The 15008-nt window shown below is 59.9% G+C and carries 16 protein-coding genes; 6 read left to right on the top strand and 10 right to left on the bottom strand.

Annotation, left to right across the window (positions count from 1 at the left end):
• Positions 1–58: 58 nt before the first annotated feature.
• From ACR0FG_RS01405 to ACR0FG_RS01385, 5 genes are all read right to left on the bottom strand, one after another.
• A complete protein-coding gene (locus ACR0FG_RS01405) occupies positions 59–1150 on the bottom strand; it encodes an ABC transporter ATP-binding protein (RefSeq protein WP_480889324.1) in 1092 nt (363 codons plus the stop codon).
• Positions 1151–1230: 80 nt separating this feature from the next.
• Positions 1231–2277, bottom strand: a complete 1047-nt coding sequence (locus ACR0FG_RS01400) for a methyltransferase domain-containing protein (protein WP_480889322.1) — start codon at positions 2275–2277, stop codon at positions 1231–1233.
• Between the two features lie 97 nt (positions 2278–2374).
• Entirely contained in the window at positions 2375–3487 is a 1113-nt protein-coding gene (locus ACR0FG_RS01395; protein WP_480889321.1) for a hypothetical protein, read from the bottom strand.
• A gap of 2 nt (positions 3488–3489) precedes the next feature.
• Positions 3490–4269, bottom strand: a complete 780-nt coding sequence (locus ACR0FG_RS01390) for an SDR family oxidoreductase (protein WP_480889318.1) — start codon at positions 4267–4269, stop codon at positions 3490–3492.
• Between the two features lie 66 nt (positions 4270–4335).
• Positions 4336–4698: a nuclear transport factor 2 family protein gene (locus ACR0FG_RS01385; RefSeq protein WP_170711709.1), complete on the bottom strand. Its 363-nt coding sequence runs from the start codon at positions 4696–4698 to the stop codon at positions 4336–4338.
• Between the two features lie 109 nt (positions 4699–4807).
• Here ACR0FG_RS01385 and ACR0FG_RS01380 point away from each other — a divergent pair, with 109 nt between their 5' ends.
• The 3 genes from ACR0FG_RS01380 to ACR0FG_RS01370 all read left to right on the top strand — a co-directional run bounded on the left by ACR0FG_RS01380 (position 4808) and on the right by ACR0FG_RS01370 (position 8957).
• Entirely contained in the window at positions 4808–6415 is a 1608-nt protein-coding gene (locus ACR0FG_RS01380; protein ID WP_480889314.1) for a peptide chain release factor 3, read from the top strand.
• A 36-nt stretch (positions 6416–6451) separates the two neighbouring features.
• Complete coding sequence (locus ACR0FG_RS01375; RefSeq protein WP_480889311.1) at positions 6452–7393, top strand: glycosyltransferase family 2 protein; 942 nt, start codon at positions 6452–6454, stop codon at positions 7391–7393.
• A 184-nt stretch (positions 7394–7577) separates the two neighbouring features.
• Positions 7578–8957 (top strand): DEAD/DEAH box helicase, encoded by a 1380-nt coding sequence (locus tag ACR0FG_RS01370; protein WP_480889308.1) that lies wholly within the window; start codon positions 7578–7580, stop codon positions 8955–8957.
• Here the strand turns inward: ACR0FG_RS01370 and ACR0FG_RS01365 are convergent.
• The 3 genes from ACR0FG_RS01365 to ACR0FG_RS01355 are packed head-to-tail and all read right to left on the bottom strand — an operon-like array spanning position 8954 to position 10976.
• Positions 8954–9856, bottom strand: coding sequence for an EamA family transporter (locus ACR0FG_RS01365; protein WP_480889306.1), 903 nt, complete (start codon positions 9854–9856; stop codon positions 8954–8956). The genes ACR0FG_RS01370 and ACR0FG_RS01365 overlap by 4 nt on opposite strands.
• Positions 9857–9877: 21 nt before the next feature.
• A complete protein-coding gene (locus ACR0FG_RS01360) occupies positions 9878–10780 on the bottom strand; it encodes a fatty acid desaturase (RefSeq protein ID WP_480889303.1) in 903 nt (300 codons plus the stop codon).
• Positions 10773–10976, bottom strand: a complete 204-nt coding sequence (locus ACR0FG_RS01355) for a DUF2061 domain-containing protein (protein ID WP_480889300.1) — start codon at positions 10974–10976, stop codon at positions 10773–10775. Before ACR0FG_RS01355 ends, ACR0FG_RS01360 begins: the two co-directional genes overlap by 8 nt.
• A 107-nt stretch (positions 10977–11083) precedes the next feature.
• Here ACR0FG_RS01355 and ACR0FG_RS01350 point away from each other — a divergent pair, with 107 nt between their 5' ends.
• The 3 genes from ACR0FG_RS01350 to ACR0FG_RS01340 all read left to right on the top strand — a co-directional run bounded on the left by ACR0FG_RS01350 (position 11084) and on the right by ACR0FG_RS01340 (position 13398).
• A complete protein-coding gene (locus ACR0FG_RS01350) occupies positions 11084–11959 on the top strand; it encodes a helix-turn-helix domain-containing protein (protein ID WP_480889297.1) in 876 nt (291 codons plus the stop codon).
• A gap of 83 nt (positions 11960–12042) precedes the next feature.
• The gene (locus ACR0FG_RS01345) at positions 12043–12225 is read left to right on the top strand and encodes a hypothetical protein (RefSeq protein WP_170711691.1); all 183 of its coding nucleotides are present in this window, start codon (positions 12043–12045) and stop codon (positions 12223–12225) included.
• A gap of 198 nt (positions 12226–12423) precedes the next feature.
• Positions 12424–13398 carry a GlxA family transcriptional regulator gene (locus tag ACR0FG_RS01340; protein ID WP_480889294.1) on the top strand — a complete coding sequence of 325 codons (975 nt, stop codon included), beginning with the start codon at positions 12424–12426 and terminating at the stop codon, positions 13396–13398.
• A gap of 72 nt (positions 13399–13470) precedes the next feature.
• On the opposite strand, the gene ACR0FG_RS01335 is transcribed toward ACR0FG_RS01340, so the two are convergent.
• Both ACR0FG_RS01335 and ACR0FG_RS01330 read right to left on the bottom strand, forming a co-directional pair.
• Positions 13471–14517 (bottom strand): aldo/keto reductase, encoded by a 1047-nt coding sequence (locus ACR0FG_RS01335; protein ID WP_480889291.1) that lies wholly within the window; start codon positions 14515–14517, stop codon positions 13471–13473.
• A 28-nt stretch (positions 14518–14545) separates the two neighbouring features.
• Complete coding sequence (locus ACR0FG_RS01330; RefSeq protein WP_480889290.1) at positions 14546–15004, bottom strand: DNA polymerase III subunit chi; 459 nt, start codon at positions 15002–15004, stop codon at positions 14546–14548.
• Between the last annotated feature and the right edge of the window lie 4 nt (positions 15005–15008).

Raw genomic sequence — 15008 nt, 5'->3', positions numbered from 1 at the left:
CAAGCAACGCGCAGGCCCAATCTGAGGCTTTCGCGCACCACTTGGCGGGAAATCGGGCTCAGCCCTGGGCTGGGAACACAAAACACCGGTCACGCGGCACCGTCAGCCACATGACCCGGCCCGGCTTTGGCACAAAAACATTGGGCACCGTCGCCCGCAGGATCGAGCCATCGTGATCCATCCGAAACTCGACCAGACTTTCATTGCCCAGAAACCGCGCACGTTCGACCACGCCACGGGCCGCGACGCCATCGGTGGCGGTTGGCGACGGGCCTTTGCCGCTGCGGTCAAAATCGAGACGCACATGCTGGGGGCGAAAGACGATCTCGACATCCGTGTTGTCCGGAATACCCGGCGCAAGAAACTGACCAAAAGGCGTCTCGGCCAAAGCTCCATTCACTGTGGACTGCAACACGTTGATATCGCTGAAAAACGAAACTGCTGCCTTATCAACGGGCCGGGTATAGACGTTATACGCAGCCCCTTGTTGCACGATCTTGCCGCCACGCATCAAGGCGATTTCATCGGCCATGCGCATCGCCTCTTCGGGCTCATGCGTGACCAGCAGCACAGCGGCATCTTCTTCTTTCAGGATAGCCAGCGTTTCGTCGCGGATGCCATCGCGTAACCGATTGTCGAGGCCCGAAAAAGGCTCGTCCATCAACATGATACGCGGTTGCGGTGCCAGCGCTCGGGCCAAGGCAACCCGCTGCTGCTCGCCGCCCGACAATTGATGCGGAAAGCCATCGATGAACCGCATCAGGTCCACCTTTCTCAGCAATTCCTCAACCCGGACGCGCTTGGCCTCTTTGCTGCCTTTCAACCCGAACGAAACATTGTCGGCGACGCTTAGGTGCGGGAACAGGGCAAAGTCCTGAAACATCAGGCCAATTTGGCGGCGTTCGGGTGGCACGCGGAAAAACGTATCGCAGATCAGCTTGCCATCGACATAAATCTCGCCCGAGCTTTGCATCTCGACCCCGGCGATCATGCGCAACGTGGTGGATTTGCCGCAACCCGACGGCCCCAATAGGCACGTCACCTGCCCGGCCTGAACACTCAGCGAAACATCGTCCACAACGGTCCGCCCCTCGAACCGGGCGACCAGATTGCGGATTTCCAGACGAGGAGGAGCTGCGTTCACTGTCACCGATGGACCCCGTTGCCTTTCCCGATTAAATCCATCGGGCTTAGGCGGGGATAGCAACCCCGCCTCTCAGGTGCAAGGGATCAGCAACACCCGGCTGATGGAGTGTCGCCTTCGACCACAAACGGGCTATCCCCGCCGCAGCCCTCGAAAATTCCGTAATGTGTTTCGAAATCCCCGATGAACTCGAAATGCCGGGCAAATCGCGTATCTTGCAGCATCATCCACGTATTGCCGCAGACGGGAAACACCTTGCCCGCCTCGATGACATGGTGATCGTCCAGCACAAATTGATGCAGAGCATGGGGAACGGTGCCCTTGTAGATCACCGCCTGCCCGTAATCCTCACACGCCGGTTCCAGCGCGGGCAGCTTGAACAGCCGGTAAGTGGCCGAAATAAAGCTGAGCGGCGCAACACGATCCTCAAGCACAGGATTTTCGATGGTCAACGGGCGGTGCGTGACACGGCGGGGGTCGCCAAAACCTGCCGCGCGCGACATCGACAGGAAATCGTTCCAATACAGCGCGCCCGACAGGCATTCGCCATACAGAACCTCGTCCTCGGCCATCGCCTTGGGCACCCGGCGGTCTGAATACACGTCCGAGAAATACATCTCGCCGCCCTCTTTCAGCAGCCGGTGCGCGCCTTTCAGAACAGCGGCCTTGTCAGTCGCCAGATTGATCACGCAATTCGACACGATGATGTCAAAGCTGCCCGGTTCAAGGTCCAGCTCATCCAGCTTTTCGATATAGCCTTGATGAAATTCTACGTTGCTGGCGGAATGCCCAAACGCCTGCGCGTGATAGTCCTGATGCGCGCGGGCAACGCCCAGTTGCGCTTGTGTCATGTCAACGCCAACCACGCGCCCTTTTTCGCCCACCATCGCCGACAAAGCATAGACATCGCGCCCCGCGCCACAGCCCAGATCAAGGATGTGCATCCCTTCAAGATCCAGCGGCGCGATCAGCCCGCAGCCATAGTAACGCGTCAGCACATCATCATGAATTTGCGACAGAATTTGCTTGACGTGACCCGGCATGTCATCCGGCGTACAGCACGCGTTTGTCTGCAAATCGTCGCTGCCTTGCAGCACCTCACCATAATAGTTCTGCACCGCTTCATGCTTCATCTGGGCTATCCTTTTCTTATCGGCTGCGATGCAGCTAATACCCGGGCCAACCCGGCGCAATCCGGTATGGTTCGATCTGACGAAAGCGTGAAACCTGCTAGTCCAACAACTCGAAATCCACCGCTGCCCGCACGCGTCCGTTGACCTGGATTTCCAACCGATGCGCACCGGGGATCAGGGTGAACGTACTGGCGTTGCCTTTCAGCTTATGAGTCTTGCTCAGCGTAAGCGTACCACCCTTCAAAACTGCCTGTTTCAACTTGTGCACCTTGGCCGAAGTCTTCCCGCCAGGCCTTTGAAAGTGAATGATATAATCCACCAGAACAGCTTGCTGATCAGCCCCTGATAGGTCCACAACAAACGCCAGCGCGCTGCCAATCCGCGCCTCGCCCTGAACGTCAACACGTACTTCGATAGCCGCATCGGGATCATATCCCAGCATCTTCATCGCGCGCGGATGGCCCGATTTGATTAATCCCCGAACAGCATGAGAGGTCATCCACCGCAACTCGGCCGCATCTTGTTGCGCGGCCCCTGCCCAGGCCTGCAGCCGATCCAATGCCAGATCGGGGTCTTTCTTGGAAATATCATTCAGATGATTGGCGATAGACCGCGTCACATACCGGGTGCTGTCACCGTGCAGGCGATCCAACAATGGCAGCGGATCGGTCAGCTCCAATCCAACCGCCTGCCCCCATGGCAACCGGGGCCGGGTGCCCTCGCTGACCAGACGGCGCACGTGATAGCTGGAATGCCCGCACCACGCCTGCATCCGGGTCAAAACCATCTCGGGGTACTGATTCAGAAAGGGCCGTATCGCCCATTCCATCGAGAAGCGTTGCGTCAGTTCCTCGATCACGTCCAGCGCCAGTTCCGGGTGGTCCAGCCCAACCGCGACAACCCAATCGCCAAGCGGCGCAAAGATGAAATCTCCGAAATCATCATCGGTTTTGCCCGGGTCCAACGGCGGAGGCAGCGCGCGCAACAAAACGGGCGCAACGACGGGCAAATCTCCGGGCACGGCCCGTTGCAGGCAATCTGCAATCCAGGCCATACGCTCCTTCAATTCCAGCTCCAGCAGCCGCGACATGACCTGCGCCTCGAACGCGGGCGCGTCAAAAGACGGATCAGCCCCGGCAAAAAGCCCCGCCAGATAGCGGGTCTTTTCAGCGTTAAACAACTGGTCTTTCAAAGAAAACTTCTCAGCCATCGCTACATCGTCAGATTGGTTGCGCCGCCGTCGAGCAGGATATTCTGACCCACGATGAACCCGGCATGTTGCGAACACAGAAAGGCACAGGTCGCGCCAAACTCGGTCCGCGTGCCATAACGCCGCGCCGGAATTGTGGCAGCACGTTCTGCACGTGCCTCATCCATCGAGATACCTTTCTGCGCCGCGACCCCGCCATCCAGCGAATCCGCACGGTCGGTGGCGTGAATCCCCGGCAGCAGGTTATTGATCGTCACCCCTTTGGGCGCAACCTGCCGTGCGGTTCCCGCGACATAGCCGGTCAGCCCGGTCCGGGCGGCGTTCGACAGACCCAGAACGGCAATTGGCGCGCGCACGGATTGCGAGGTGATATTGACCACCCGGCCCCAGCCCTTGTCCATCATCCCCGGCAACAGCGCCTTCATGAACGCAATCGGCGTCAGCATGTTGGCATCCAGTGCCTTGATGAAATCGTCCCGCTCCCAGTCCGACCACATTCCCGGAGGCGGTCCACCTGCGTTTGTCACAAGAATATCAACGTCCTGCGCGGCATTGATCACCTGCGTTTGACCTTCACCTGAGGTCACATCACAGGCCACAGTCTGCACGTCGACACTATGATCGGATCGCAAGCGTGCAGCTTCAACCTCCAACGCTTCGGCCCCGCGTGCATTCATCACCAGATCAACGCCCGCTGCGGCCAAAGCCTCGGCACAGCCCAAACCCAGCCCTTTGCTGCTGGCACAAACCAGCGCGCGTTTTCCGCGAATACCCAAATCCATTCTGATCCTCCCTATCCTGCCCTTAACTTGCACCGGCCCGACAGGAAGGACCAGACGGGTATTGGCTTAGTAAAAGAACTCTTCCCGCACGATCTTGCCGTCAGCGACGTGATAGATCGCGACCTCACGCATATCAAAGCTGTCGCCGCTTTCCTTAACGGTGCCTTTCACCTCGAAAATCACGGCAAACCGATCATCGCCATGCAGAAACGGGTCGCTCACGGATGCGGCCGAAACGTCATGCGCGCCTTCCCACCATTCGTGCTTGCCACGGATTCCATCGCGCCCCTTCACTTCGCGCCCCATACCTGAATAATCGACCGCCTCGACCGAGACGGCATCCTCGGCATAGAGTTTATCCAGATTGGCCTGTGCCCGATTTTCGCGGCACCCGGCGACCAGTTCATTGGCGATTTCTTTCAAATCCATTGGTCAACTCCACCTTTTGTTCACTATATGTTCTTATTGCCATAGCGTCATGATTCGAACCAGCCCCTTTGTCTTGCCTCGGCAGGATTCCCCGCCTATACGCGCGCTCATGCTTGATATCGCCTCGAACCAACCCGTCTTGCCGCCCGAGATCGCCCGGCGCAGAACTTTCGCCATCATCTCGCACCCGGATGCGGGCAAGACGACCCTGACTGAAAAGTTCCTTTTGTACGGGGGCGCCATTCAGATGGCCGGTCAGGTGCGCGCCAAGGGCGAGGCGCGGCGGACGCGGTCTGACTTCATGCAGATGGAGAAGGATCGCGGCATCTCGGTCTCTGCATCGGCCATGTCCTTCGACTATGGTGATTTCCGGTTCAATCTGGTCGACACACCCGGTCACAGCGATTTCTCGGAAGATACCTATCGCACGCTGACCGCCGTGGACGCCGCCGTGATGGTGATCGACGGCGCAAAAGGCGTGGAAAGCCAGACGCAGAAACTGTTCGAGGTCTGCCGCCTGCGCGATCTGCCGATCCTGACCTTCTGTAACAAGATGGACCGCGAAAGCCGCGATACGTTCGAGATCATCGACGAAATTCAGGAAATGCTGGCCATCGACGTGACGCCTGCCGCATGGCCCATCGGCGTGGGCCGCGATTTCATTGGTTGCTATGACATGTTGCGCGACCGGCTGGAGCTGATGGACCGCGCAGACCGCAACAAGGTGGCTGAAAGTATCCAGATCGACGGGTTGGACGATCCGAAACTGGCCGAACACGTGCCCGAGCATCTGCTAGAGAAGCTGCTGGAAGAGGTTGAGATGGCGCGCGAATTGCTGCCCAAGCTCGACCCGCAAGCCGTGTTAGAAGGCCACATGACCCCGATCTGGTTCGGCTCGGCCATCAACTCGTTCGGCGTCAAGGAGCTGATGGAGGGCATCGGCGCTTATGGCCCGCAGCCTCAGGTTCAGTCGGCTGAGCCGCGTCAGATCTCTCCTGACGAAAAGAAGGTCGCCGGCTTTGTCTTCAAAGTGCAGGCCAACATGGACCCCAAGCACCGCGACCGGGTGGCCTTTGTCCGCATGGCGTCGGGCCATTTCAAGCGCGGCATGAAGCTGACCCATGTGCGGTCAAAGAAGCCGATGGCGATCTCGAACCCGGTTCTGTTCCTGGCCTCCGACCGAGAACTGGCCGAAGAGGCTTGGGCCGGCGATATCATCGGCATCCCGAACCATGGGCAGCTGCGCATTGGCGATACGCTGACCGAAGGCGAAGCGATCCGCGTCACCGGTATCCCATCGTTCGCGCCGGAACTGCTGCAAACTGTCCGCGCGGGTGATCCAATGAAGGCCAAGCATCTGGAAAAAGCCCTGATGCAATTCGCCGAAGAAGGCGCGGCCAAGGTGTTCAAACCCTCGATCGGGTCTGGCTTTATCGTCGGCGTCGTCGGTGCGCTACAATTCGAAGTGCTCGCCAGTCGGATCGAGATGGAATACGGCCTGCCCGTCCGGTTCGAGGCGTCACAGTTCACCTCGGCCCGCTGGGTCAGTGGCGACAAACCCGAGGTCGACAAATTCGTCAACGCCAACAAGCAGCACATCGCCCACGACCATGACGGCGACATCGTTTATCTCACGCGCCTGCAATGGGATATCGATCGCGTGGTACGCGATTACCCCGAACTGAGCCTGACGGCGACGAAGGAAATGATGACGTAAGGCGCAGCACGCGCGACCAACAAAGCAGAGGCGTATATGACGCAGGACAGGCCGACCTGGGGCATCGTGTGTACGACCCGCGCGCCATTGGACGACATCCTGCGCTTTGCCGCCTATCACATCGATCTGGGCGTCGACCGTCTGCACCTGTTTCTGGACGAACCCAACCGCCGCGCGGTTCGGGTTCTGCGCCGTCATCCCAAGATCGAAATCCGTGTCTGCAACGCGGAGTTCTGGCAGCGGCGCGGGATCGAAAGGCCGGACAAGCATCAGGTCAGGCAGTCGCATAACGCGACATTCATATACCGCCAGACTGATCTGGATTGGCTTACGCACATCGACGTGGACGAATTTCTGTGGCCGTTGTCACCGGTCGCCGACGTGCTGGCACACGTTCCACCCGACACCCCCACCGCCCGCATCCGCCCGATCGAGGCACTGGCGGGCGATGACGACATGTACAAGGCATACATCCCTTCGGGCCCGGACCGGGCCGCGCTGGTCGAAACGCTCTATCCGACTTTCGGAGCGTTTGTCCGAGGCGGTTTCCTGAGCCATATGCAGGGCAAGCTGTTCGCGCGCACGGGCCTGAAACATATCCGCGACCGCATCCACAACATTCAACAGAACAATCAAGTGCTCCCCGACGGCATTGAACTGTCACAGATCGAACTGTGCCACCGCCATGCCCCTGACTGGGACCACTGGCTTGCCCACTACCGGTTCCGGCTGGAACGCGGTTCGTACCAGTCGGGGATGAGGCCCAATGTCCCCCGCGAAGCCGGCGGCCTAACAATGCACGAATTGCTCAGTTGGATAGAAGGCGATCAGGGTCAGACAGGTCTGCAGGCATTCTATGACGAACTCAGCGGTTCCGACCCGGATACCCGTGCCCGCTTGAAAGACCACGGCCTGCTCAGGCACAGGCCGTTGAATCTGGATGAAAAAGTCGCGAAACACTTCCCCGGAAGCGACTGAATTGTTGCAGGAAATCGCGACTGTAACCGGGTTTGCGCGGATTAACCCGACTTCATTTGACCCCGCCCCACGTTTTTGTTATGTCGCGCCCAAGCCGAACCGTGCATAGGGCGCGTGGCCATCCGGGCCCGGCATTTTTTCTGACGCGCGGGCCAGGTCTAGTGTCCGCATGAACCGGACATACATGACAAAGTTTAACGAACTGAACCTGAACCCGAAGGTCCTCAAAGCCATTGAGGAAGCCGGATACGAAACCCCTACCCCGATTCAGGAAGGCGCAATCCCGCCCGCGCTTGAGGGTCGCGATGTGCTGGGCATCGCCCAGACCGGCACAGGCAAAACCGCCAGCTTTACCCTGCCGATGATCACCATGCTTGCCCGTGGCCGTGCCCGCGCGCGTATGCCACGCTCATTGGTGCTGTGCCCGACGCGCGAGTTGGCCGCACAGGTGGCCGAGAACTTCGACACCTATTCCAAGCACCTGAAACTGACCAAGGCGCTGTTGATCGGCGGTGTCAGCTTCAAGGAACAGGATGCCCTGATCGACCGTGGCGTTGACGTGCTGATCGCCACGCCAGGCCGTCTGCTGGACCATTTCGAACGCGGCAAGCTGCTGTTGACCGGCGTTCAGATCATGGTCGTGGACGAAGCCGACAGGATGCTGGATATGGGTTTCATCCCCGATATCGAACGCATCTTCTCGCTGACGCCCTTCACCCGCCAGACCCTGTTCTTCTCGGCCACCATGGCCAAGGAAATCGAGCGGATCACCGACACCTTCCTGTCCGCCCCGGCTCGGGTCGAGGTTGCCCGTCAGGCCACCGCGTCCGAGACCATCGAACAAGGCGTTGTCCTGTTCAAAGGTGGCCGCCGTGACCGTGAGGCAAGCGGCAAGCGCAAGGTTCTGCGCGCGCTGATCGATGCCGAAGGTGACAAATGCACGAACGCGATCATCTTCTGCAACCGCAAAACCGATGTGGATATCTGCGCGAAATCGCTCAAGAAATACGGCTATAACGCCGCCGCGATCCACGGCGATCTGGATCAGTCGCAGCGGATGAAAACGCTGGACGGATTCCGCGACGGCTCGCTGCGTTTGCTGGTTGCGTCGGATGTGGCCGCGCGCGGGCTGGATATTCCGTCCGTCAGCCATGTGTTCAACTTCGACGTCCCCGGCCATGCCGAGGATTACGTCCACCGCATCGGCCGCACAGGTCGCGCCGGGCGTGACGGCAAGGCGTTCACCATATGCTCGTCACGCGATGAAAAGGCGTTGGATGCCATTGAAAAGCTGATCCAGAAGGAAATCCCGCGCGTCGACAACCCGGTCAAGGAAGAACCCAAGGCCGAAAAGCCAAAGCCCGAGAAAAAGTCCAAACCCGCCGAAGTCAAAAAAAGCGAAGGCAAGAAGGACAAGGCCCCCAAATCCCGCGACCGTGGACGCCGCAGTGATACAGGCCCTGCGGTTGTCGGCATGGGTGATCACCTGCCCAGCTTTATCGCGCTCAGCTTTGATGAACGCCGCGAAGGCTCCGAGTCACTCGCGGACGCGGACGCCTCCTAAATCGCCAGCACCAGCGCCAGTATCGACAGTCCCAACAGGGCAATCCCGGCGATCTCTCGCCGGGTTGTCGTCTCGCGGAATACAAGTGTCGAGGCCAACAGGCTAAAGATCAGTTCCACCTGCCCCAGCGCCTTGACGTAAGCCGCGTTTTGCAAGGTAAACGCCAGAAACCAGCAGAACGACCCGCCAAGGCTGGTCAATCCGACAAACACGCCGGTGCGCCGCGTCTCCCACACGGCGCGCAACTCGGCCCTGTCGCGCCACATCAGCCATAGCCACATGCTGAGGAACTGGAACGACACCACCGCCGCCAGCGTGACCAGCGCCCGAAACCAGGCGTCGATATCCCCCAGTTGCAGAGAAGCGCCGCGATAGCTGACCGCCGAAAACGCAAACAACACGCCCGAGCCCAGCCCCAGTTGCGAGGCCCGGTTCGTCAGATGCTGCCACCACGCGCCATCGCCGCCGGGTGTTTTCGACAGCAACAGCACCGCCAGCAGCCCCAGAAATATAGCCCCCAGCGCACTCGCGGAAACCTGATCCCCTAGGATGAGGAAACCCACAATAGCGGTCTGAATAACCTCGGTTTTCTTGAAAGTGATGCCAACCGCAAAGTTGCGTTGTTTGAACAGCGCCACGACACAGATCGTCGCCAGAATCTGCGCCGTCCCGCCGATGACCGCAAACATCCAGAACGTCGCCGACAGCTTGGGCAGCGTCAGGTCAGTGGCCCACAGGGCAACCAATAGCCCCAAAAGCGCCAGCGGCAGAGAATAGGCAAACCGTGCAAAGGTCGCCCCCGCCGCCGACAGCTTTACGCTGCTCAGCGATTTTTGCAGCATGAAGCGCACGGTCTGAAACGACGCGGCGGCGATGGTGACGGGAATCCACAAGCTCATGGCTTCCCTTCTGTCGTGAAATCAGGGCTTTGGCCAGAGCGGATGCGCGACAGGATCTTTTGCCCGCCAAAGATGTTGACGGAAAACCTGACTGTATGATCGATAGACATACGCCTCGTTACACGCCAGATACCGATCCTTACCCGCCCGATACAGCGCAGGCAGACGATACCAAGGGGCCGCCGGGTTCATGTGATGAACGACGTGCAGGTTGTTGTTTAGAAACAGAAAAGCCAATGGTCCGCGATCTTCGACTATAACTGTCCGCGCGCGCGATTTCTCATGCGCACGGTGTTCCAGAAAGGTGCGGATCTTGACCAGCCCTAGCCCGATATAGGCCGACAGGACGAAGCCCCAAACAGGCATCTGCGACTGCGCAACAATCCACAACACCACCATCACGCTAGGCAAATGCAGCGCCCAAGCCATCAAGATCGCGCGGTCTCCTCGCCGCGCGCCCCGCCATTCATCCCGCAGAAACGCCACCTGCCCGATGGCAGGTCCCAGCGCAATGCGCCCCAGCAAGGTATTGTTTGCACGCAGCAATCGCCGCTGCCATCCGGGCAACCTCGCCCAGACCTGCGGATCCAGATAATTGCTTTCGGGGTCGTCGTAAGGATCGGTCAGATTGGCATCCTGATGATGCGCCAGATGCAGGTCGCGAAACCGGTTGAAGGGAATGAACAGGGTCAGCGGCAGCGCCATCAACGCCTCGTTCAGCCATCTGGCGCGGAACGGATGCCCATGCAGCGCCTCATGCGTCAAAGACGAATGCATGGCCGCCACCAGCCCCATCACAGGAATCGCCAGTCCCAGCGACCAGCCCGAAAGCCAAAAGATGACCCCAAGCCAGATCGCATAACACGCAATAATCAACGCGAATGTGCCCCATTCAGGCGATTTGGGTGTCGTAGGCTCAGCCATTGCGCCCCCACGAAATCCCCGCCCAGACACGTTCATAGAAAACATACATCGTCAGACCGATGGCCATATTCACCACAGCCAAAGCGCCACCCATAGCGACCGAGCCTGTTGCCAGCAGCCCAACCAGGCTCATGATCACTAAGCCCATCGCATTCCAAACGACGGACTTCACGACAGATCTTCGTCGCGTTTCCATTCCGGACCCCATTCTTGTTTTGTTTGCAACAGGATCGCAGACAGTCCCCGAATTGAGTATTCTGAATGTAATTAACAATATTCACCAACTATGATAATAATCATCACATGTTGGATAATATAGACAAACGCGACCGCGCAGCGCAGTTTCGCCTGCGATTGGCGCGCGCGATGGAGGACAAACATATCAGCCAAAGCGCCCTTGCCCGCAGCATCGGCGTTGATCGTTCAACTGTTTCGCAACTGCTGACCGACGAAGGCGCACGTCTGCCCAATGCGCACGTTGTGGGGTCTTGCGCCTCTGCGCTTGGCGTCTCCGCAGACTGGCTGCTCAGCCTGTCGGACCGTCCCGAAAGCGCCGCGGAACTGCTGGCAAGCTCTCTCAGCCTGACCAAAGCGCCCCGCGCACTGGTGGATGAACGCATCTTTGACTGGCACCGCGAGGCGGCGGGTTACAAGATCCGTTACGTCCCCGCTTCGTTACCCGACATGCTGAAAACCCGCGCGGTGCTGGAATGGGAATACGCGCCGCATCTGGGGCGCACCGCTGATCAGGCCATCGGCGCCTCGGCTGACCGTCTGGCATGGATGCGCAGCGCCCAATCCGATTATGAAATCGCTATGCCGCTCTATGAAATCCGCAGCCTGGCCCTTGCCACAGGATACTACGAAGGGCTGTCACTGGACGCCCGGCTGGATCAGATCGACCACATGCTGACGCTCAGCGAACAGCTTTACCCGCGCCTTCGCATCTATCTGTTCGACGCCAAGCGCCTTTATTCCGCACCAATGACGATCTTTGGCCCGATGCTCTGCGCTTTTTACGTCGGCGGCCACTACATGGCCTTCCGCGACCGCAATCGGATCGAGGTTTTTTCCCATCACTTCGATACGTTGGTCCGCGAAGCTGATATGACAGCGCGCGATTTTCCGGCTCATCTCCAGCAGCTCAAGGCAGAAATTTCGGATCAATCTGATACTTGATGATGCCATATAGGCCTGGCCATAGTATGATCCCCTAGCGTGGACTTTCGGGCAATCCGCCCCAAACAAGGAGGATGACAGAAATGGACCCACTCAAAACCGCCGAATATGCCCGCGCGCTCTATGCCGCCCATGGCGATCAGGCCGAGGCCGAAGCCGCCAAAAAAATGCGCGACTCCGAGGCTGCCGGACACAAGCAGCAGGCACAGGACTGGCAAGCGGTGCGTCAGGCCATTCGCCAGATTCGCGGTCCCAATCAAAGCTGAAGATCAGCGGTTTCGCATTTCGCAAACCGGGCGCGGCCAGACGGTTGCGCCCGAGATCCCGTTTTGCAGTTTTCCACAAAACATACCCAGTTCCGCACCCGGTTTTCCCCAGCTTTCTCCACCGATTCCGGTTTGCCTTCCCCCCCGACTCCGCGCCAGCCTAGGTCGAACAACTTGGCAAAATGCGAATCGAACTTGATGAAATCCGCAAGAAATATCCTGCAACCCGAACATCGCGCGCTGAAAACCGCTGTGCTCGTGCTTGATGAATGCAGCACGCTCAGCTTCGCATCCGTGGTCGATCCCATGCGCGCCGCTAACCGACTGGCCGACCGCCCCGCCTTTGACTGGGACTATGTAACCGCAACGACCGAGCCGGTCCTGCTCAGCAGCGCCCTGCAGGTGCCCGGGGTCCCCCTGGCAAAGGTCAGCGACTGCGACCTGATGATCGTGATCGCCGGGTTCCAGGTGGCCCGCCACAGCACCCCCAGCCTGCTGTCAGGCCTTCGACGCATCGCCAGAACCGGTGCCGCAATGGCCGGGATCGACGGCGGCCAATGGCTGCTGGCCGAGGCCGGCCTGCTGAACGGCACAGCCGCCGCCCCGCGGGCCGAGGATCAGGACACATTCGCTGCCCGTTTCCCTGATGTCGACCTGCGCCCGGATCGTTTCACCGCCACCGCAACCCGGTTGACCGCCGCCGGAGCCGTCCCAACGATCGAGCTTATGCTGCACATCATCTCCGCCCGCCTCGGTGCCGGGTTCGCGGCCCGCATCGCCAGCCTGTTCGCACAAGACACCACACCCGCACAAACGCCCGCCGAAACACCGCACCGCGATACCGCACTGACCGCACGGGCCAACAGGCTCATGGCCGCTTCGCTGGATGATCCCCTGTCACTGGTGGATATCGCCGATGCGCTGAACACCAGCCCGCGCACGCTACAGCAACAGTTCCGCCTGCGCTTCAACACCACGCCACAGGATCACTACCTGCAACTGCGCCTGGCCGAGGCTCGCCGCCTTGTAACCGACACCGACATGCCCCTGATGGAGGTCGCCTCCGCCACCGGTTTCGCCTCACAATCCAGCTTCGCCCGCGCCTTCCGCACCGCCCACGGGCTATCGGCCCGCGACTTGCGACAAGACACCGGTCAGCCCACACACCACTGACACTTCATCTTTTCAAAAATACTCCGGGGGAGTCGCCAAAGGCGACGGGGGCAGCGCCCCCTGCAAGGCTGATCAATAGGGCATCGGATGCGCCTTATGCGCCGTCGCAATCTCGGCCAGAACCTCGTCGGACAGCACCAGATCCCTCCCGTCCAGAATATGCTGCAACTGCGCCTCGGTGGTGGCCCCAAAGATGGCTGACATCATGAAAGGCCGCGCCTGACACCAGGCCAGCGCCATATGCACCGGGTCCAGCCCGTGCCGATTTGCGATGTCCAGATAGGCCGCTACTGCGTCAAACACCCGGTCTGACTTGCGCCCGCCCATCTCGGGCACCAGAGACATACGTGACCCCTCGGGCACGGCCCCGCCCTGATACTTGCCAGTCAGAAAACCCGCCGCCAGCGGAGAAAACGCCATCAATCCGACATCCTCAAATAGGCACAGCTCGGCCAGATCGGTGTCGAACAGACGGCACAGCAGTGAATACTCGTTCTGGATCGAGGCCACCCTCGGCGCGCCCATCTCATCAGCCAGCCGCACCCATTGCGCGGTGCCCCACGCGCTTTCATTCGACAGCCCAAAGGCCCGGATGTTGCCTTTGTTCACCTGCGCCTGCAGGGCCTCAAGGCATCCCCGCATCTCGTCGACCACGGCATCACGATTTCCGCCTGACGGGTCGTAGTGCCAGTTCTGCCGAAACATGTAGCTGCCGCGATTGGGCCAGTGGAACTGATACAGATCGATGCAATCGGTCTGCAACCGGCGCAGCGATCCCTCGATGGCTTCGGGAATGGTCTCATCCGAAATCGCCGCCCCGCCCCGTGCGTGCATGAACCCCGCGCCCGAATGTTTCGTGGCCAGCACATACTCGCCCCGCCGCGACGGGTTGGCCGCATTCCAGTTGCCCAAAATCTCTTCGGTGCGCCCGACGGTTTCCTTTGAGATCGGATTGACCGGATACATCTCGGCAGCATCGACAAAATTGATCCCCGCCGCCAGAGCCATATCCATTTGCCGATGCGCAACATCCTGAGAGGTCTGAGTGCCAAAGGTCATCGTGCCCAGACACAGATCCGACAACATGATGCCGGTGCGGCCCAAAGGGTTCATTTTCATCGGAAATCCTCCAAAATTCGGAAAAGACCTAAGCTTCGGCCTTCTTCTCCCACCGCCCCGATTCCTCGGACCAATACTGCGCGGAACAACCCGCGCCGGTCAGCGCCTTCCACTGCCCCCGCGCATGTTGCACCGCCATCTCGTCATTGCCGTCAAACAGAATGCAAACCCGTTCCAGCGCGGCAACCTCATCCGCGGCAACCTCAGCGCCATCCACAGCCATCACACAGGCCGGGTCATTGGCCGCCTGCACCTCTGACGTCAGCAATATGGGCTGCGCCGCATCATGCGGCCCGCCTGCGCGGCCATGTGGCAGAAACCCCTCCTCGGGCCCCAGCCACAGCTTTTCGTCCAGCCAGTCCAGCCGCGCAGGGTCGGTGCCCCGCACAGCAATCCGCCACCCGGCCTGCCGCGCCTTGTCAAGCAGAACCGGCAGGGTCCGCTCCAGCGGCTGGCGTGTCAGGTGATAGAAATAGACCGCCCCCATGCGC

It is taken from the genome of Ruegeria sp. E1, assembly GCF_056534225.1.
This window is presented reverse-complemented; position numbering and strand designations above follow the sequence as displayed.